At 64.6% G+C, this 18627-nt stretch carries 13 protein-coding genes and 1 tRNA gene; 2 read left to right on the top strand and 12 right to left on the bottom strand.

All coding sequences use genetic code 11. The annotated features are described in order from the left end of the window. Positions 1-15: 15 nt before the first annotated feature. From J5474_RS09720 to J5474_RS09675, 10 genes are all read right to left on the bottom strand, one after another. Positions 16-3828: a hypothetical protein gene (locus J5474_RS09720; protein WP_209360702.1), complete on the bottom strand. Its 3813-nt coding sequence runs from the start codon at positions 3826-3828 to the stop codon at positions 16-18. A gap of 156 nt (positions 3829-3984) precedes the next feature. Beyond that, entirely contained in the window at positions 3985-6621 is a 2637-nt protein-coding gene (locus J5474_RS09715; RefSeq protein ID WP_209360701.1) for a DEAD/DEAH box helicase, read from the bottom strand. An 11-nt stretch (positions 6622-6632) separates the two neighbouring features. Further along, positions 6633-8174 carry a site-specific DNA-methyltransferase gene (locus tag J5474_RS09710; RefSeq protein ID WP_209360700.1) on the bottom strand — a complete coding sequence of 514 codons (1542 nt, stop codon included), beginning with the start codon at positions 8172-8174 and terminating at the stop codon, positions 6633-6635. Between the two features lie 3 nt (positions 8175-8177). After that, positions 8178-8366, bottom strand: a complete 189-nt coding sequence (locus J5474_RS09705) for a type II toxin-antitoxin system Phd/YefM family antitoxin (RefSeq protein ID WP_209360699.1) — start codon at positions 8364-8366, stop codon at positions 8178-8180. 348 nt (positions 8367-8714) lie between these two features. Next, positions 8715-8804 (bottom strand) — tRNA-Ser (locus tag J5474_RS09700). 142 nt (positions 8805-8946) lie between these two features. Continuing rightward, the gene (locus J5474_RS09695) at positions 8947-10620 is read right to left on the bottom strand and encodes a KpsE/RkpR family capsule polysaccharide export protein (RefSeq protein WP_425342876.1); all 1674 of its coding nucleotides are present in this window, start codon (positions 10618-10620) and stop codon (positions 8947-8949) included. 412 nt (positions 10621-11032) lie between these two features. Next, positions 11033-11692 carry an ABC transporter ATP-binding protein gene (locus tag J5474_RS09690; RefSeq protein WP_209360698.1) on the bottom strand — a complete coding sequence of 220 codons (660 nt, stop codon included), beginning with the start codon at positions 11690-11692 and terminating at the stop codon, positions 11033-11035. Positions 11693-11894: 202 nt separating this feature from the next. Next, entirely contained in the window at positions 11895-13178 is a 1284-nt protein-coding gene (locus tag J5474_RS09685; protein WP_209360697.1) for a Na+/H+ antiporter NhaA, read from the bottom strand. 105 nt (positions 13179-13283) lie between these two features. Then, complete coding sequence (locus J5474_RS09680) at positions 13284-14372, bottom strand: permease (RefSeq protein WP_209360696.1); 1089 nt, start codon at positions 14370-14372, stop codon at positions 13284-13286. Beyond that, positions 14365-14739, bottom strand: a complete 375-nt coding sequence (locus tag J5474_RS09675) for an ArsR/SmtB family transcription factor (protein ID WP_209360695.1) — start codon at positions 14737-14739, stop codon at positions 14365-14367. The genes J5474_RS09680 and J5474_RS09675 overlap by 8 nt, the downstream gene beginning before the upstream one ends. 477 nt (positions 14740-15216) lie before the next feature. Here J5474_RS09675 and J5474_RS09670 point away from each other — a divergent pair, with 477 nt between their 5' ends. Both J5474_RS09670 and J5474_RS09665 read left to right on the top strand, forming a co-directional pair. After that, positions 15217-15813, top strand: a complete 597-nt coding sequence (locus tag J5474_RS09670; protein WP_209360694.1) for a uracil-DNA glycosylase family protein — start codon at positions 15217-15219, stop codon at positions 15811-15813. Next, on the top strand, positions 15806-16588 hold the full coding sequence (locus J5474_RS09665) for an SseB family protein (protein ID WP_209360693.1): 783 nt from the start codon (positions 15806-15808) through the stop codon (positions 16586-16588). Before J5474_RS09670 ends, J5474_RS09665 begins: the two co-directional genes overlap by 8 nt. Positions 16589-16777: 189 nt before the next feature. Here the strand turns inward: J5474_RS09665 and J5474_RS09660 are convergent, their stop codons facing one another. Together J5474_RS09660 and J5474_RS09655 are read right to left on the bottom strand one after the other, a co-directional pair. Then, positions 16778-17767 carry a P1 family peptidase gene (locus tag J5474_RS09660; protein WP_209360739.1) on the bottom strand — a complete coding sequence of 330 codons (990 nt, stop codon included), beginning with the start codon at positions 17765-17767 and terminating at the stop codon, positions 16778-16780. Positions 17768-17865: 98 nt separating this feature from the next. Further along, positions 17866-18606 (bottom strand): SDR family oxidoreductase, encoded by a 741-nt coding sequence (locus J5474_RS09655; RefSeq protein ID WP_209360692.1) that lies wholly within the window; start codon positions 18604-18606, stop codon positions 17866-17868. Positions 18607-18627 lie beyond the last annotated feature (21 nt).

The raw sequence follows: 18627 nt of genomic DNA, 5'->3' as shown, positions 1-18627 counted from the left end.
CTCGCGCTGCGGGTTTTATTCAATCGCATCGATCTCCGCTTGATCGAGTCGGATGCGTAGCAAGCTGACCAGCAGCATCAGTTCCGCGACCTCGCGACCATTCATGGCCGAATGCGAGGCGTCAATGTAGTTCATCTCGCCGAAGCGGATCTCATCAATGCAATTCGCAGCCGCTTCCGCCAGGTCGGTGCCCAGCGGTGCGGTCAATGAGGCCAGTTCGTCGCGTCCGCTTGCGAGTTGATCTTCAAGCGCTGCACGCGCATCGATCTCTGCACTCGGCCGACCGTCGATGCCAAGGCTGAGGTGGTCCATTGACTGCAGTGAAGCAGCGGATGCCGCGACGGCGTCGAACAAGGCGGAAGCGATCGGCATGAAGGCCGGCATCCCGAGGCGGGCAGGCCATTCCGCGGCACGGTCGAAGAGGTTGACCATGAGACTGTGGCCCGACTTGCCCCAGGTCGGTGCGAGGCGGCCTCCAATCACCGGAATGGCGGTGATGTTCATATATTCGTGGGCGGCGGCGCGGGCAGCGTTAGCCGCGACGTCGAAAACCTCAAGCTCCTCGAGACTGTCGATCGGGATCAGCACGGCCATCTCGCTCGGCGGCCAGGGAACGATCGCGTCCGTTGCCTCGAGCGCTCGGACCTGCGCCGTGATACCTTGGTCGGCGAGAGCATCCCTCAGCTCGTTCGCGAAACGAGTGCGACCGGCGCCCATTGCAGCAGCGACGCGGGTGCCGATGAGGCGCAGCGCGTTGTTCGGCCGCGCCTGACCAATCAAGGCGCGGTGCTTCAACGAAGGAGGGTAGGTCCCGCCAGCTACATCGCCGGCAATGTTCCTGATCGCCACGAGCATCTCCCGCAACCTACCGAGCGACGCTGGGGGGCCACCGATCAGATGCCAAGGCTCGTTCGCATAGGCGTTGTCGACGTTGTCTATCAACGAGGCCATCCAGCCAATGAAGGCCGGTGCTCCGTTCGGCAGTTGATGGAAGCGGCGAATTACGTCGGTGCTCGCCGAGAAAAGAACGTTCTGAAGCGGCGTGACGTGAACCCCCTGCGTGTCCTTTTCTGCGCCGACGGCTACCACGTTCGGCGGAGTGAGTTCGCGCGCGGCATCGTGAACGGCATTCGCGGCGGTGAGCTGGGCGTCTACCACGCTCTTGCCGATCAGGATCGTGTTGATGATGCGCTGTAGTGCCGGGACCAGTCGGTCGAGTAGCTGGGAGGCAGCCGCGAGATAAGCCGTCTGGCTCGTCGTCGCGATGCGTGCTCCGATGGTCTCGCCCCAGAGACGGTTCCACGCCGGCAGCGCTGCCGGAGGTAGGTTGGCGCGGGGTATCCGTTTCTCGGCAAGGTTATGGCCTGCGAAACTTGCGAGCTCTCCGTTAGGAAGAATCGCCGACGAGGCGGCAACGTCGGATCGAGGGGACAGGGCAAGCGCCGCTTCGCAGAGCCGCACGACCTCGTCGTGGGCGTTGTCGGCGCCGGGGATGCCGAGGTGGTAGTGGTCGACTCGTATTAAGCTTCCTTCAGGTGCATTCTCCAACAAGGGCTGGACCGCCCAAGGGATCTCAGAGGGTATGCGGGCGATCAACGCTTCTGCGCCGGCGGCGTCGACCCAGGCGACTGCCCGTTCGCGATCGATGGCCGCCAGCGAGCCTAGCAATCGCACTACCGGATCGAACGGTGCCCCGAGAAGGTCCGCAGGCCTGGATGTCAGCGCGTCAGCGAGTTTGGGGTGGAGAGGCAAGCCCATCAGGGCCGACAGCAACTGATCCAGTCCTACGACATCGGCCACGGGCGTGATCACGGCGGCCAAGGTGCTTTGGGGCAGCGCTTCAAGCAAAGCCGTGCGCGGATCGTTGACATACTCCTCGCGTAGCTCGGCGAGCCGAGCTCCAGCCTCCGTCGCGCGCGCTAGATTCTCGTTAATGCCGGAAGGCGAGGTGCCAGCGAAGCTCAGCATCATCGCGGTACCGATCTGCGTTGCCGGAAGCGCCCGAACCTCGGGAGTCTCGAGCCACTGATCGACCGCTGTCGCGATCCGAACGGTTCCGAACCCGCGCAAGGCGGCCGAAAGGGTAGCAATGCCAGGGCTCTGCCGAATGTGCTCGGCAACAATCCCCACAGCGTCTGCCGTCGATACGCCCCGGTGGCGCACGGAGTCAGCGATCAGTTGCTCGACGTTCACGGCGGGCACCGAGCGCACCGCCTGTGCAAAGGTGTCACCAATGAAGGGGGGCACATTCCGGTGCGTAAGACGGACGAGTTCGGCGGAGCGAAGCTGGTGTAGGCCTGTGAGGAGGCTGTCCCCACCGTCGCGCACAAGATGTTCCTCAACCAGGCGCCGCAGTCCACGCGCGATGCTGTCCGCCGAGAACTCCAAAACCTGCGGAAGTTGCCGCGGGTCGACGGCCGCGCCGGAGGCGGCGGCAAGTGACACAATCCGCAACGTCGCGAGCTCGGTTGTGCGCTCCTGGTCACGCAGCCGAGCGTCAACCTGCTCGCTCAGCGTTTGCTCGAAGCGCTCCCCGGCGCTCAGGATGTGTGTGTATTCGAGGACGAGGCCATTGCTCAGCGCCCAGGGCTCGCGCCACCCGCCCCACTGGGTCTTCCCACTCCGATTGAGCTCGTCGAAGATGCGCTTCGCTAGGTCGTTGTCTGGCTCGGCCCGGATCTCTGCTGCACGCGAGCGACCTTCGAGTAGGAAGAGGTCCTCCTCGCGGATTGAGCCGAGCAACAAGGCGCCCGGGATCGTGTTGAGTTCGCGGGTGAGCGCATCCCATCCCTCGGCGCCGCGCCGGCCGATGTCGTCCACGACAAACCCAACTGGCGCGTCGGCACTGGCGCGCAGCGCTCGGAGCAGCCGACGCAAGTTAGGTAGATCGCGCTGCTCGATGCGAAGTAGCCGATACCATCGCACCGTGTGCCGAAGACCATGGGCGGTCTGCCACATGATGGCTGACTTGCCAGCACCCGACGGTCCGACTACGAGCGCGGCGCGGCGGAGCTCAAGCCCATGTGCCAGTCCCGCCTCGGGTTCGGCTCGCGGGACGACTAGTCCTGCGGCCACGTGGCCGGCCTGGACATCAACGCCGAGGTAGAACTCGGGGTCGTCGAGAGGCGTCAGGAAGTCGACGGGCTCGCAAGCGCCATCCAATATCGCCTGCTCGATCGCATCGATGTCGACCGCCTCGAGCGTGGTGGTGATGACAGAATCCGTGTCGCTCGCGGAAAGCCCCCGATAGTCCGCTGACTGCAGACGGCCGTTCTGGTTGGATAGGTTCCCGATCTCGACGAGCAACTGCGCGAAGCAGATTTGTGCAGTCAGCGGGCTGCAGCCCGTCTTCGCGACGATCGTTGCTATAGCCACCTCGTGCGGTTCCGGGACGTGCTGGATGATCGTCTTGGCGAGCAGGGCTTTGCCAAGCGCGCCACCAGGAAGCCTAGACCTGAGGCGGGCGTTCGGGGCAATCGTGTTGTCGGCCTGGGGCGGATGGTCGACGATCGGTCTCTCCAGGATCAGTTCGAGCGTTCCGGGAGCCGGCGTAAACTTTTCATGGCGGGTCCACAGGTCCTTCACATAGTCGCGGGCAGTGGCGAGGGGTGTCTCGCCCATGTGCTCGCGTCGGCTTTTCACCTGGACCAGCCATGTACGATTGGATCCTCTCCGCTCGATGTCGTCGTTGCCCTCGGGGATAATCGTCGCCGGCGCATCGATCCCCGCCCAGACACGCACAGCCAGCAAGGCGGCAACCGCGTCTTGGAAGCGGAAGCCGCGCCCGGCGTTGGAGCCATGTCGGTCGTGTGAGGCGGGGCCTGTCATGTCATCAGGAATAGGTCCCACTCGCTAGGGTTGCGAGTGGCTAGGTCCCTTCCGTGGTGATTATCGAGCTCGAATAGCGGTGACTTGATAGGGTTACAGCATTTCCGGATTGACCGCTTAGCACGCATGACTTGTCTACCTTCGCGATTACGTCCTTTAGATGTGGGCGCTGAGTTTCCCGATGATCTGATCACGCATGCCCAGTCCATCGACGGTTCTCTCGACCACAATGAACAGGCCCCTCTCACTACTTGTCCTCTCCCATAGCTGACCGATGGTCCGCTTTTCGGCGGTGTCGGGGCCATCGGCGATGTGGGCGCCCTTGTACTCCACAACGAGCAGTCGGCCGTCCTCCAACTGAGCCACGAAATCCGGATAGAACTTGTCCGCGGCCGTCGGCAACCAGAACGAGTTGGGGTGGCGGGCCACGTTGCGGATCCAGAAATTGAGGCCCGGCAAGCTGTCGATGGCTTGCGCGCATTGGAATTCTTCGCCGTTCTCGGCCCCGTCGAAAGCAGGTACATGGTCCGGCCCAAGGAAATGCTTACGAGGTTTCCAGCGCCCACGATACCGGCGCTGATCCCAGTACATCCCGTCCTTGAACGAAAAAGCTTGGTCGAAGGACACGTCGACCTTGGCCTCCGGGGCGAAAAGATACCGCTGGTAGACGCCATCGCGTTCCTGCTGACGGATGGCGGCGAGCTTCTCGCGGACCTTGCGGGCGAGGATGAACTTGCACCGCATCAGCGCCGCGATGTGCATGCCGCGTATGGTGATCAGGTGGCCGACCAGGTCGCGTAGCCAGCGGAGCAGTTCGCTCTGATGGATGTCCGGCTGCCGCACCTGCCGGTCGAGCCAGAGCACCAGCGCCTCCGGTGTCCACCCTTCGACGTCGACGTCGAGCGCCAGCTGCTCTTCTTCGTCGGCGAACTGGTACGTGATGCGGCTGCCGTCGAGGTCGATTTCGAAGCTGCGCGCCGTCTCGCGGATTGCGAATTCGCCTTCACCCAGTTTCGACGAGTGGTCGAGCAGCGACCAGTCGTGGAATTCCATGAACACGTCGGTGTCAGCGAACTCGAACTCGCCCTGGATCTCGGACACCAGGCGCGGGACCTCGAACGCCTCGCCCTGTTCTGCAGGCGATAGCTGGTCCTTCACTTCGACGCGATACTTGGTGACGGCCGCCGAGAACCCAGTTCGTTCGGTCTCGGGGAGGGCCTCGGCGATTGCCTTTTCGAGGCCTCCGTCAACACGCCCCGTGACGGCGATCTCGACCTTCCCATCGTCGGTTTCGCGAACGCTCACCCCTTCGCGCTTCTTCAGTTCGGCAACCACCTCAGGTGTCGCCGTCACCGTGTGCTTGAAAGTCGGCTTCGGCTTGTCGCGCGGGCCGAACAGGCCGGTATCGGCATCGAGCGACGTCTGCGCCGGTTCGATGTTGTCGAGCGCCTCATCCTCCTCGAAACCCATGGCCACCAGCTTGTCGGCCAGCGACCGCGCCGCCTCGCCGAACGACGGCTCCGACAGGAACGCATAGGCGCGGTTCAGATCCTCGGCCTTGCGGCGCTTGGCATAAGGCATCCGCAGGACGCGCCCCAGCAACTGCTCGACGTCCACCGCGCTCTGGATCCGGGAGACCGAGCAGAACGCATAGGCGAAGGAACAATCCCAGCCCTCCTTCAGCGCCTCGACGGTGATGACGTATTCGATCGGGCATTTCGGATCGAACAGGTTGATGCCATCCAATTCGCGCTGATCGCCGGTAGCCACGGCGATCTTGTGTTCGGGGATCTGCTCGACCTCCATCAGGTGCTTCTTCAGCACCTCGACCGTCACCTCCTGGTTCTTGGGCTGCGCCTGGAACAGGACGATGGGTCGGATGTACGCCGTGTCCTTCTCGGCTTCCTCAGCCAGCGACGCCCGTGACGCAATCGCCCCGTTCACAGCGTTCTGCCAGGTGTCGTGCTCGGACAGCATGATCGGCAGCTTGATCATCTCCTCGAGCTTCAGCTCCTGCGCCGTTACGCTGTGCAGGATGTTCGAGTTGAGCCGCGGCGTCGCCGTGAACTCGATGATCGCCGACGGATTGACCCGCGCCTGCATTTCGCGCGTCAGGCCGGTGACCGCGTTGTGCGCCTCGTCCACGATCATCAACGGCCGATGAACATGCATCAGATTGGCGAAGGAGAACTTCACGCCGCCGCCTTCGAGCGTTTCCAGCCCCGGCAGGGTCTTGGGCAGCGCCGTGAAGTGCGGCTCCATGTTCTCGTTGTGGGAATAGACCTTCCGACCCTCGGTGTTCGAGACCCGCAGCGTCTGGATCGTGCCCACGACGATGCAGCAATAGTCGCGGATGTCGTGCGGGCGGATATGCGTGAAGTCCGCGATGTCAAACACGCGCACCCGGCCGTCGAAGGCCTCGTCCAGCGCCTGCCGATAGGGGTGGCGGGCGTTCTTCAGCGCCTCGGCCGTCTGAAGTCGGATCGTGTTCGACGGCACCAGCCACAGGACCATCGGATAGTCCTTCTCCACCCAGGCGTCGCGCGCGATGCCGATGGAGTGGGCACCGAGGATAGTCTTGCCGCCCCCGGTGGGCAGGCGCAGGCAGACATAGGGAACGGCCGGCAGCTCGGCGAGCGGCGTGTAGGTGCCGCCGTACCGGCCGAGCCGCTTGGCCTGGTCCGGTTCCCTGGTGATCGCCTCGTACGCGCCCTTCGGGCCCGCCACGCGCGCCTCCTCGAAGAACCGGCGGAGAACGGAGAGAGTATCGGTCTGGTATTGCTTCAGTTTCATCAGATGCCCCCTCAGGCCCGCGCTTTGACGTCGTAGGGCGTCTGCTTGAAAGTGATGCGCTCGCGGTCGAGCGTCGCGGGCGTCAGCCGGGATTGCTCGCCATAGACGGTCAGCGGGCCGTCGAACTCTGGCGCCAGCTTGGCGATATCCTCCCGGATCAGGGCGAGGGTCGCACGGGTCAGCACGTTGCCGCCACCGGGCCGCTTGTCGCCAAGGATGCCGTTGTAGAGCAACGCATGGGCGCGGCCGTCCTGGATGCCGAGCAGTGGGCTGTCGCCGTTGCGATCCCACGGCCTGTCCGTCTCCGAGAACCAGACATGCGCGGCCAGCACTGGAAAGCGAATGTCCTGCCGGATGTGGCCCTCTTCGTCGAAGACGGGCGGGCCGAGCCGATAGAAGCGGAAACCGCCGCCGCCCTTCCAGCCGGCGCTCTCCGAAATGCCTCCCTGTTCGCCGTCGATGACCTTCTGCAGGCGCGGCGCGCAGTGGGTGTGGGCATGCTCGCCCATCTCGATTCCGATGTAGCGGCGGTTCATCTTGTGAGCGACCGCGGCGGTGGTGCCGGAGCCAAGGAAGGAGTCGAGCACAAGGTCGTTCGGATCAGTTGCAATGTTGATGATGCGTTGAATCAGGCGCTCGGGCTTCGGCGTCATGAAGTTAACCTCACCGAAGAGGGCGACTACTTCTTTCTTCGCCTCTTGAGTGTTTCCAACCTCCGTGTTCATCCACAAGGTCTGTGGAACGACGCCCTGCTTCACTTCCGTGAGGAACCGCTTGATCCGAGGAGTGTTGTTGCCGTCTTTGCCCCACCAGATCCTCCCGTCGCGATCCATCTCCCAGAACCGTTCCTCCGACACGCGCCAATACATGCCATTCGGTGGGCCGGCGATTACACGGCCGCTGGGGCACGTGATTGCATATCGGCCCGCACCGTAGAAGTTTCGTGCGGAAACGTCACCAGAAGTCCAAAGGCCGCGGGGATCATTGTCCGGGTTCTTGTAACCTTTGTTCATTCGATCTGAACGCGGCATTGGGTTTGGCACCCACTTATCGGCATTGCGGGCGAAAACGAGAATATGGTCGTGATCATCTGAAAAATGACGCGCGGTGTTCTTCGGCGAAAATACTTTTTGCCAGAGGGTATTGGCGATAAAGTTTCGTCGCCCGAACACTTCGTCCATGATGACTTTGAGATAATGCCCCTCGTTGTCGTCTATAGACACCCAGATCGAGCCATCCTCGGCCAAAAGATCGCGGAGCAGTTCCAGTCGCGGCCACATCATGGCCAGCCACTGCGTGTGCTCGAGGTTGTCGTCGTAGTGCTCGAAGGCGGAGCGCGTATTGTAGGGCGGGTCGATATAGATGCATTTCACCCGACCGGCATAGAAGGGGAGCAGCGCCTTCAGCGCCTCCAGGTTGTCGCCCTGGATCAGCATATTGCCCGCGCCAACGTCGCCCGCCGACAAGTCCGGGACCTCTTCCAGCAGGCGATAGGGCACGTGCTGTGCCGTGCGGATGTCCTCGTCCCGTGTCAGCCAGTTCAATATCGGCATGCGCTACCGCTCGTCCTCTCGTTTCTTGTTGGAGGGTTCCACGGCCTGTCCTGTCAGCCGCTGATATTCCTCGACCGCCATGACAACGACTACGGGCCGTCCATGCTTCTCGACAACGACCGGCTCGGCGCGAGCGTCGTCGATCAGCTGGCCAAAGTGATACTTGGCCTCGCGGGCAGACACGGCCTTCATTGGCCCCTCCCTGATTTGTGGTCAGAATGGTCACAATGAAGGCGGCAGGTCAACGACCCGCGAGAGCGCCACGGTCAGATCGGGAGTTCGACGCCAGTGGCATATCAACCAAATGAAACCGGGATCGGAGTCCGCGTGGACGCCGGAAAAAATAGGTTACAGAACCGATGCTTGTAAGCTTTTCACCAGATTGGCGCAGTCAACAGGTCCGGAGAATATCGGCCCCGAGAGAACGCTTTGGGCCCTCTTCGCACCGGAGCTGGTGAACAGCCCCACCCGCATAACCCTCGAAAACAACGAGAAAATCCGGCGGCAGCCGGATCGGGAGAACTCTTTCGCGGGGGCAAGTGGCGGAGAGGAAGGGATTCGAACCCTCGAGACGGTTCCCCGCCTACACACTTTCCAGGCGTGCGCCTTCGACCACTCGGCCACCTCTCCGAGGCCGCGTCTAGCAAAGCTGGGCAGGGGGGTGCAAGCAGATTTCCTGCCTTTTTGTCAGTTTGATGAAGCGACCTAGCGGCAGGCGGCTTTTCGGGCGAAAGCCTGGGGCCGTGGCGGGGGGTGGTCCCCGGCAGCGGCGTCAGCTTGCGACCTGCTCGCGCAGGATCGATGCGGTCAGAGAGAGCATCAGGTAGATGCCCGAGAAGATCAGGAAGGCGAGGATCGTATTCTCGAACTTGCGCGGGTAACTCGGGTCCTCCGAGGCCACCGGAATCACCGAGGTCGTCATGTAGCGTGCCTGATTGTCCGCCTCGCGCCGCGCGCTTTCCAGCCGCTCCAGAGCCGACTGCAGCATCAGATCGCGGGTCGCCAGATCGGCCTCCGCGAGCTTCAGCTGGACCGCCATCTCCGCCAGCGACTGTTCTCCGGTCGTGGCCTGCGTCATCTCCGCGTTCAGCGTGTCCAGCAGATCTTCCAGCCGCCCGATGTCGCCCTGCGTGCCGTCCACCTTGGCCCGGTTGGGGCGGGGATTGTCCAGAAGCGCCTGCACCTGCAGTTTCTTTTCCTGCAGTTCGAGTTCGCGCGTATTGATCTGGGCGCGCAGCGCGCCGATCCGGCCTTCGGGATCGACGATATTGCCCTCCTGCTGCATCCGCACCAGCTTCTCCTGGGCGGCGCGGCGATCGTTCTCCGCTTTTTCGAGGTTCATTTCAGCCGCGCGCACCGAATCGTTGCGCTTGCGGGCGGTCAGGTTGTCGATGCGCTCTTCGGCGTAGCCGATCAGGGCGCGGCTGAATTGTGCGGCTGTCTGCGGTTCGGCGGCGGTGACCTCCATGCGGATCACCCCTTCGGTCGGATCAAAGCTGATCTGAACGTTCTTCTTGTACAGCTTGTAGGCGTCTTCTGCCGAGGCGTCCCCGTCAAGCCGCTGGATCGGATCGATCAGTGGCGCCTGAAAATGCGATTTGAAACCTTCGTCGGTATCGAGGCGCATCATCACTTCCTTCGACTGCAGGTAGCTTTGCGTGGCAATGGCGTCCTGGGCCGTGTCGAAGGCCGACCCGCGCAGCAGCGAGGGCACGGCCGCACCGGCGCCGTCGTTCTTCAGGATCAGGAATTCGGACTTCGTCGAATACATCGGCGTGGCGACGTTGTAATAATAATACCCCATCACGAAGGTCGGCAGCAGCACGAAGACCGCCAGCCGAGCCATCAGCAGCAATGTCTTCTTGCGGCGGCGGGAGGCCAACTCCTTCTGGATGCGGGCGATTTCCACTGCACGGCGCTCGGCTGGACTCATTGTGTCGGTGGAGGGGAGTTTCGGCTTTTCCACCTGCACCGTCTGCGGCAGTTGCACGCGGGCATCCGGAGCGATCTCGGTCGTGGCGGGCTTAACCAGTTCCAGCATGTTGGAGCGCTGGAACGGGTCGATGCCACGGACGCGCAGCAGGCGTACGGCATCCAGATCGGAGGTCGGTTCCAGTCCGTGCTTTTGGGCCACACGCCGCGCCATGCGTAGCTGGCGTCCGGTCAGGCCCTCCTGTCGGATTGCCTCCAAATCGGTTTCTCCGGCAGCCTGCGCGGCAGAGGCGACCTGCCCACTGCGCGCCACTCCGGCGTGCTGGGTGGCATGTGGGGCGTCGGGGGGCTGTTGGCCTGCCTGAGGCATGCCTTCCGTCCCGGGCCCAGCGCTCCGGTTCGGGCCAGAGGCGCTCGGCTGCGTGCCCGGGCGCGGGGCGCCGGGGGTGGCCGTCCGGGGCGTGCCCGCCGCCGTGCCGGGATGCGCGCGCGTAGCGTCTGGGTGCTGGGTCATCCTTGCGTCGGGACGCGGCACGCCGGCGGTCGGCGCCGAACGGGCTGGAGCTTCTCCGGTAGCGGGGCGCGGGGTGTCCGCGGCAGTGCGGTGCGAGGGGGAGGGGGCGGATCGCGTCGTCGGGTGGGGGCTACCTGCCTGCGCGGTTGTTGGGGTCTGGGCTGTGGGCTGGCGCACCGTGGAGGCGGCGTCCCTTGAGGCACCGGGGGATGCACTGCCACCCGAAGCACTGGCACCCGAAGCACTGCCACCCGACACGCTGGTGCCTGACGTGCCGGCATGGGGCAGACGGGCAGGGACCGCGCTTGTCGCCGCAGGTGCGGGGCCATCGGCAGGATTCTTAGCCCCTGTGGGTGCTGCGACGGATGCCGTCTCGCTGCCCGCCGCCGGGCTGCGCCGGATCCTGAATTTCTTAGCCTTGGGTTTCGTAGTCATAGAGCTGTTTCGCTTCTTCCAAGGTTTCGAACATGTGCAATTTGCCGTCCATCAGCACGGCGGCCTTCTTCGCGAACTTCTCGAGGATCTTTGGTTGGTGGCTGACGATGATGATCGTCGTCGTCCTAAGCCGTTCGGCCAGAAGATCCCCGGCCTTCTCGTTGAAGGCGCTGTCGGTGGAATTCGGCATCCCCTCGTCGATCAGGTACATGTCGAAGTCCAGCGCCAGCATCAGCGCAAACGTGAACCGCGCGCGCATTCCCGAGGAGTATACCCCAACCGGCTGGTCGAAGTATTCCTTCAGATCGCAGAGCCAGCGGCAGAAACTTTCGACATAGTCGGGATCCAGCCCGTACATCTTTGCGATGAAGCGGGCGTTTTCCTTCGCCGAGATCTTGGACACCACGCCGCCCATGAATCCCAGTGGAAAACTGATCCGGCAGCCGCGCCGGATTTCGCCCTCGTCGGGTTTCTCCAGCCCTGCCATCATGCGGATCAGCGTTGTCTTGCCGGTGCCGTTCGGTGCGAGGATACCCAGTGAATCGCCAAGATCGACACGGAAGGACGCCCGGTCAAGGATCACCTTGCGCTGGGTCCCGGTCCAGAAGGACTTCGATACCATGTCGAATTCGAGCATTCGAGGGAGGCTCCCCGCTTTTGCCTGTTATCCCCCACTCGGGGTTTGCATTTTATTAAAAAGGGATTTGGGCCACATTATGTCGCTCCTGCGAAACAATGACAACGCGGGGTGCGATCATGTCCCCGCGCGGAAACAACCCGCCAAAGTCAAACGGCCGCCGGGTTCCCCCGACGGCCGCCGCACCTGATCGCGAAAAGGCTCAGAGCTCCTGCTTCTCCACCCGCGTGAGTTTGCCCGCGACGATGGACACGATGGCACCGGCAAAGCTGAACAGCGCCCCCATCTTGGCCGCGTCCTGCACCGGCCCTGCGTCGAAGGCCACCGAGGCCACAAAGAGCGACACGGTAAAGCCGATTGCCGCCACACAGCCGATTACCACGAGATCGATGAGTCGCATCCCCTCCGGGATGCCCAGTCTCAGCGGCACCGCGGCAATCCAGCCAAAGAGGAAGATCCCCACCGGCTTGCCAATCAGGAGACCCGCGAGAACCAGCCAGGTCGCCGCCCCCATGGAGGAGAACTCGACCCCGGCATTCAGCAGGCCGAAGAAGAACAGGATGATCTCCACCGGGTACTTAAGCGCGTGTTCCATGGCGTTCAGCAGGTCGTGCAGATATTCTTCGGCGGCGGAGAAGATGCCGAAACCGCGGTCCGCGTGCGGGATCGTCGGCACGATGGGCAAAAGCCCCAGCGCCGGGTGCAGGCCCGATTTCATGAAGCCGTACCACGAAATGCAGCCCGCGATCGCATAGGGCCAGAAGCTGAGCTTTTCCCGCACCCAAGTGGAATTCGGCCGGTCCTGCTTGCCCACGTCCAGCTTGCGCGGCACCGAGTTGAAGGCGAAGAACACGAACAGTGCCGCGCCTGCCGACAGGAGCAGCCAGATCGGCGCCAGATCGCCCGACGGATAGAAGATCGCGAGGATGATCAGACCGGCTGCGTCATCGGCGATCGCCAGCAGCAGAAGGAAGCGCACCGCCGGGTGCCCCGCGCCGAATACCACGCGCCCCACGAGGTAGGAAAACGCGATATCGGTCGCCGTCGGGATCGCCCAGCCGTTCGCCACGGCGGAATATGTCTCTGATCCCATGATCATGGCGAGGCCAAGATAGACCGAGATCGGACCCAGCATCCCCCCCAGCGTGGCAAAGAGCGGCGTCGCCGCCTTTTTGCCGCGCAGGGACCCTTCCTCGAGGATCACCGCCTCCCAGACTTCCTTGGCCGCGATGGCAAAGAACAGCGCCATCAGCACGTCGTTCACGAGGTAGTGCAGCGTCAGCGTCCGGTGGCCGTCGTGCAGGTGCCCGATGGGGGCGTTGTCCCAGATCACGAACTCGACAAAGTGGTGGTAGGTCTCGGCCCAGTGGTGCGGATTGCCCGCAACAGGCACGATCACGTCGAGGTTCGCCCAGATCAGCGCGACCACCGCCCCGATGATCAACAATAGTGAATAGCTCGTCAGAAAATTCCAGACGCGATACATAGGCTCCCCTCTCGTCCCATCCGTTTCGCGCGGAATTACCGGATTGTGACCCGCAGGGCAACGCGTCGTGCGTCAACGGCGGCGCATTCCCTGCGGTTGGCCCCCTTAAGCAAGCGCGCCCCAGGCCAGTCCCGCCAACACAGAGCCGGCCAGCGCGATGCCGAGGTAGGCGGCAAAGACGCGCGGTTTTACCAGTGCCCAGACCGCGATGGCCGCCGGAATGCAGCTGACCCCACCGGCAAGGACAAAGCTCATCGCCGCCCCTGGCGCCATGCCCATGGTCATCAGCTGATCGACCAGCGGCACGGCGGCATAGCCATTGAGGTAGGCAGGCATCCCCACCAGCGCCCCCAGAAGCACCGGCATGACCCCTGTCCCGCCCAGCACGGACCCCACCGCCTCGGCGGGGACATAGCGCATCATGACCGCCTCCAGAAGGTAGGCCAGCGTCAGCCACTTCAGCAGGAAACCGGCGTTGTCCAGCGCTGTCGCCCGGAACACCGCGCGCCGCTCAGGCGCCTGCCAGAAACGCCAGACAGCTTTGCCCGAGAAAGGCTTTTTCACCCCGCAGCAGCCGCCGACCTGCGGCCGCTCCCGCAGCGGGTCGGCAAAGACCGGCGAGGCTTTCGCTGTCATCACCACCGCGCCGCCCAGCAGGCCGATGCCAATGGCCGCCAGCGCCTTGGCCGCCGCGAATTCGACCCCAAGAACCCCCGCCGTGATCGTGAACATCGCCGGGTCCATCAGGGGCGAGGCCAGCCAGAAGGCCATCACCGCCGACAAGGGCGCCCCCACCGCCAGCAGCGCCGCGATAAAGGGGATCACTTCGCAGCTGCAAAAGGGCGACAGCCCGCCCAGAAGCGCCGCAAGGACGATCATCCGCGTTTCACGCCCCTCGAAGGCGCGCGCCAGCAGCGTCTCCGCCCCAGTGGCCTTCAGCCATGCCACCGCCATGACAGCAAACAGGATGAAGGGCAGGGTGCCCAACAGCGCCCGTGCCGCGAACCGCAGCGTATCGGGCAGGGCCGGGAAATCGAAGACCGCCACAGCCAGCACGACCAGCCCGCTGGCCAGCCAGGCTTTGGACAGTTTCACCGCGCCGAGCCGGAGCTTCGGCCCGTGCGAATGTGGCCCGAGTGCCCTGCCGCGGGGACTCCCATGCGCTCCGTGCTCATGCGAATGCGTCTCAGCCATGGTCGTGTCCCTTCGAAGGCGCGGTGCAATCTGCGCAGCAATGTTCCAGCAGGTAGTCGGCCAAACGGCTGACAGAGGCATAATCCGCGCCCACACACACCGTGGCGCGGCCTTGTTTCTCCTGCGCCACCAGCCCGGCGGCGGCGAGGATCTTCAGGTGATGCGTCAGGGTCGACCCGGCGATGCCGCAGCGTTCGCCCAGCAGGCCGATGGTCAGCCCGCCGGTCCCCGCCCGCACCAGAGCGCGCAGGACTGCGAGCCGTTGCTCCGATCCCAGCGCCGCAAACTGCGCCGCCGCCGTTTCCGGGGACAGTCCCGTGTAGGCTGTCGTGCCGGTACCGTTTGTCAGTCTTGTATCGCCTATCATACCATGCCGCTCTTATTTTCATAAGTCTAGAAATGTCGAAGAGTGGCGAGTCGCGCAAGCCATATTTCGGGAGGCGTCGAAATTAAGTCGCGTTTGCCTTCGGTCCTTTTGCCCGCTCGCGGCTGACAGTTCGTCTCGCTCTCACGCCCAGCTTCGACAAAAGCCGCACCGAAAGTGCTGCCAGCTTACAGGGAGAGACCCGCGCAATTGGGCGCGGCGGCTTGGTCCCGACCGGCCAGATGCAGGGGTCAACAGCTGGCAGGGATTCACCTTCCCTGAACCTGCCAATCCATTCCCTCCAGGGCGGTAACAAACGTTAACCTTCTTGACCTTCCCCGGTCGGCGGCATGTGTCGCGGTCGGACGCTGAGGCGCGCGTTGTCAGACAGGCATCCAGTAACCTGCCCCCGCTGGGGAGCCGTTCAGGCCACGCCGACGGGCCTTGTCTTGACTACCGGCGCCACCCATCTTTCCCGCGATGGACAGCCTTCTCTCCGAAATCCGGGCTTGTACGCTCTGCGCCCAACGGTTCGCGCAGACCGAAACCGGCCACGCCCCGCGCCCCGTGGTGCGCGCGCGCCCAAGCGCTCGCCTGCTTATCGCCGGTCAGGCTCCGGGGACCCGCGTGCATGCCTCAGGGCAGCCCTTCACCGATGCCTCCGGCGACAGATTGCGCGACTGGCTTGGCCTGCAGCCGGATGAATTCTACGATGAAACCCGTATCGCAATCCTGCCCATGGGATTCTGCTTTCCGGGCTACCGCAAGGGTGCGGACCTGCCGCCGCCCGCGCTGTGCGCCCGGACGTGGCGCGCGCGCCTGATGGCGGAACTGCCCCACCTGCGCCTTGTCCTGCCCGTCGGCGGCATCGCGCAGAAGTGGCATCTGGGCGTGAAGACCGGCGTGACCCAGACCGTCGCCGCATGGCGCGACCACTTGCCCGGTGCAATCCCCTTGCCCCATCCGTCGTGGCGCAATACGGCATGGCTGAAACGCAACCCGTGGTTCGACACCGACCTCCTTCCGGTGCTCCGAACCCGCGTCAGGGAGGCCCTCGATGGCGAACCGGATGGCTGAAAGAACCCCCTTGGATCAGGCGCTCGAGGAAATGGAGTCGAGTGACGCCGCGCGGCTGGCCTTCTACGATCGTCTTGCCTCCACCGAATTGTTCCTGCTCCTCGCCGAGGAACCGCAGGGCGACAATATCACCCCCGACCTCTTTGACGTCGCCGATGCCCGCTTTGTCCTGACCTTTGACAGGGAGGACCGCCTGTCGGATTTCGCAGCGCGCCCGGTACCTTATGTCGCGCTTTCGGGGCGTGCACTGGCCGGGATGCTGGCCGGGCAGGGCATCGGGCTGGCGCTGAACCTCGGCACCGGCACGGAGACCCTGCTCCCGCCGGAATCGCTTTCGTGGCTTGCCGACACGCTCGCCCAGGGGCCGCAGGCCACCGAAGGTCGCATTGAAAACCTGAGCGCTCCGAAGGGGTTGCCCGATGCGCTCCTGACTTCTCTCGACGCAAAGCTGGCTTCGGCCGCGGGTCTCGCGGATTGCGCCTTTCTCGCGCAGGTCGCCTATGAGGGCGGCGTGCGCTCCCACCTCATCGCCCTTGTCGGCGCGCCCGAAGAGGCCGAGCACGCCCTCGCCGGTGCCGTGCAGCAGGCGCTCACCTTCTCCGGGCTGGAGGCCGGGGCGCTCGACGTCCTCTTTCTCGCGCCGCACGATGCTCTGACTGCGCGGCTGGCCCGTCACGGCTTGCGCATCGACCTGCCGCAACCACCTGAACCTCAGATGAAAATTGATCGACCCGCGCCCGGATCAAACCCCGACAAGCCGCCGATCCTGCGCTGAACCGGCCGGGCTGGCGAGTTTTCGAGGCGATCCGCGGCGCTATCAGCTTGCCCATGGCCGGCCTGCGATCGCCAGCATCGCCGCGAACAACATGCTGGTCACTGTCACACAGCCAGCGCGCATGAGGTCTCCGGTCTCTCCCCGCGGTGCGAACTCGCGTTCAGCCCGCAGGTACACGCCACGCTTCGCTTATGCCAATGTCTCGCGCAGCGTCGGCAACGTATCCCCCGGTGCGGGCACTGCCTCCCAGACAGCGCGCGCGATGGCCCGCGACAGGCACAGGCTCGCCGCGTGGCCCAGCATGGCCAGCGTCATCTCGTCCGGCTCAACCCGTCCGGTCGCGGCCCCAAAGACCAAATCTCCGTCCATCGGGGTATGCGCTGGCAGGATCGCCCGCGCAATGCCGTCGTGTGCTGCCACCGCCATCCGGTGGCACTGCGCCTTGTCCAGCCGCGCGTCGGTGGCGACCACGGCGATGGTGGTGTTGCCCTGCGCCGCCATGGTCTGCGCCTTGCGGCTGGGCAGCAACTTCCATGCGGGGGCGGGGTCTACCCCCAGCCCGCCGAATTCGCCGCCGATCTCCAAGGGCCCGGCATTGAAATGCCGCCCCGAGGGCGTGGTCACGCTGCCCACCGGGTTCACCGCCACCAGTGCGCCCACCGTGACGCCCGCAATCACCAGAGAGGCCGACCCCAGCCCGCCCTTGTGGTGCGCCGTTTGCGCCCCGGTCCCGGCACCGGCCGTCCCCAGCGCGATGGCCGCCGACGCTTCTGCCAGCGCAGCCCGCCCCAAGGCAGGGTAGGGGTTCTCGGTCCAACCCTTTTCACCGCCGTTCAGCAGGTCAAAAAGGATCGCCGCAGGCACCAACGGCACCCGGGCGGAGAAGACCTCGAAGCCGCGCCCGGCTTCGTGCAGCGCCTCCATCACCCCCTGCGCCGCCGCAAGCCCAAAGGCGCTGCCGCCAGAGAGCACCAGCGCGTCGACCCCCGGCGCGCTCTTGTCGGGCGCCAGAAGATCCGTCTCCCGCGTGCCGGGCGCGCCGCCATGCACCGCGACCGAGGCGACGAAGGGCGCATCCCCCGTCACCACCGTCACGCCACTGCGCAGCCCGTCGTCCTGCGCGTTGCCCACGCGCAGCCCCGCCACGTCGGTGATCAGGTTTCTCGGCCCCGGTCGCATCTCCATCCGCTTTCCCTTCTTCCCTTCTCCACCCTGCCCCCCGCCCGCCCGCGCCGAATGGCGCGCGGGCCGTCCCGGCGCCGCCGGGGCAAGAACCCTCAGATGCAGCGCCCGCCGTCCACCTCCATGCAGACGCCAGTCACCATGCTCGCTTCGTCGGAGCATAGGTAGAGCGCGGCGTTGGCCAGATCCTCAGGCGTGGAAAACCGCCCCAGCGGGATCGTGGCAAGGAACTTCGCCCGCATTTCCGGTGTGTCCTCCCCGAGGAAGCTTTTCAGCAGAGGAGTCTCTCCGGCCACCGGGTTCAGTGCGTTGACGCGGATGCCGTAGGGCGCCAGTTCGACCGCCATGGCCTTTGTCGCGGTGATCATCCAGCCCTTTGACGCGTTGTACCAGTTCAGCCGCGGCCGCGGCGAAACGCCAGCGGTGGAGGCGATGTTCAGGATCGCTCCGCCGCCCTTTGCCTTGAGCTTCGGGACCATGGCCCGCGCGGTCAGATAAACGGACTTGCAGTTGACGGCAAAGACCCGGTCGAAATCCGCCTCGCTGACCTCCTCCATCAGCGCGGGCAGATGGGTGATGCCGGCGTTGTTCACAAGGACATCGGGCACGCCCAGTTCTGCCTGAACCCATTCCAGCATGGCGGTCACGCTGTCGCCGTCCGAGACGTCCACATGCGCCGCCAGTCCGCCGGTCTCGGCCGCCACACGCTCGGCGCCGTCCCGGTCGATGTCGGCGACCACCACCCGTGCGCCTTCGCGTGCGAAGCGTGTCGCGATCCCCTCACCAAAGCCCGAGGCAGCCCCCGTGACCAGCGCCACCTTGTCCTGCAACCGCATAGCCCGCCCTCCCGTGTGCAC

Origin of the sequence: Sagittula salina (genome assembly GCF_017813235.1) — a bacterium.
GTDB lineage: Bacteria > Pseudomonadota > Alphaproteobacteria > Rhodobacterales > Rhodobacteraceae > Sagittula > Sagittula salina.
This window is presented reverse-complemented; position numbering and strand designations above follow the sequence as displayed.

Coding starts and splice junctions, on each gene's coding strand:
- J5474_RS09660 (WP_209360739.1), bottom strand. CDS start 17,767: ATGCGACCGGGGCCGAGAAACCTGATCACCGACGTGGCGGGGCTGCGC.
- J5474_RS09690 (WP_209360698.1), bottom strand. CDS start 11,692: ATGCTCGAATTCGACATGGTATCGAAGTCCTTCTGGACCGGGACCCAG.
- J5474_RS09705 (WP_209360699.1), bottom strand. CDS start 8,366: ATGAAGGCCGTGTCTGCCCGCGAGGCCAAGTATCACTTTGGCCAGCTG.
- J5474_RS09710 (WP_209360700.1), bottom strand. CDS start 8,174: ATGCCGATATTGAACTGGCTGACACGGGACGAGGACATCCGCACGGCA.
- J5474_RS09715 (WP_209360701.1), bottom strand. CDS start 6,621: ATGAAACTGAAGCAATACCAGACCGATACTCTCTCCGTTCTCCGCCGG.
- J5474_RS09655 (WP_209360692.1), bottom strand. CDS start 18,606: ATGCGGTTGCAGGACAAGGTGGCGCTGGTCACGGGGGCTGCCTCGGGC.
- J5474_RS09685 (WP_209360697.1), bottom strand. CDS start 13,178: ATGTATCGCGTCTGGAATTTTCTGACGAGCTATTCACTATTGTTGATC.
- J5474_RS09665 (WP_209360693.1), top strand. CDS start 15,806: ATGGCTGAAAGAACCCCCTTGGATCAGGCGCTCGAGGAAATGGAGTCG.
- J5474_RS09675 (WP_209360695.1), bottom strand. CDS start 14,739: ATGATAGGCGATACAAGACTGACAAACGGTACCGGCACGACAGCCTAC.
- J5474_RS09680 (WP_209360696.1), bottom strand. CDS start 14,372: ATGGCTGAGACGCATTCGCATGAGCACGGAGCGCATGGGAGTCCCCGC.
- J5474_RS09695 (WP_425342876.1), bottom strand. CDS start 10,620: ATGACCCAGCACCCAGACGCTACGCGCGCGCATCCCGGCACGGCGGCG.
- J5474_RS09670 (WP_209360694.1), top strand. CDS start 15,217: ATGGACAGCCTTCTCTCCGAAATCCGGGCTTGTACGCTCTGCGCCCAA.
- J5474_RS09720 (WP_209360702.1), bottom strand. CDS start 3,828: ATGACAGGCCCCGCCTCACACGACCGACATGGCTCCAACGCCGGGCGC.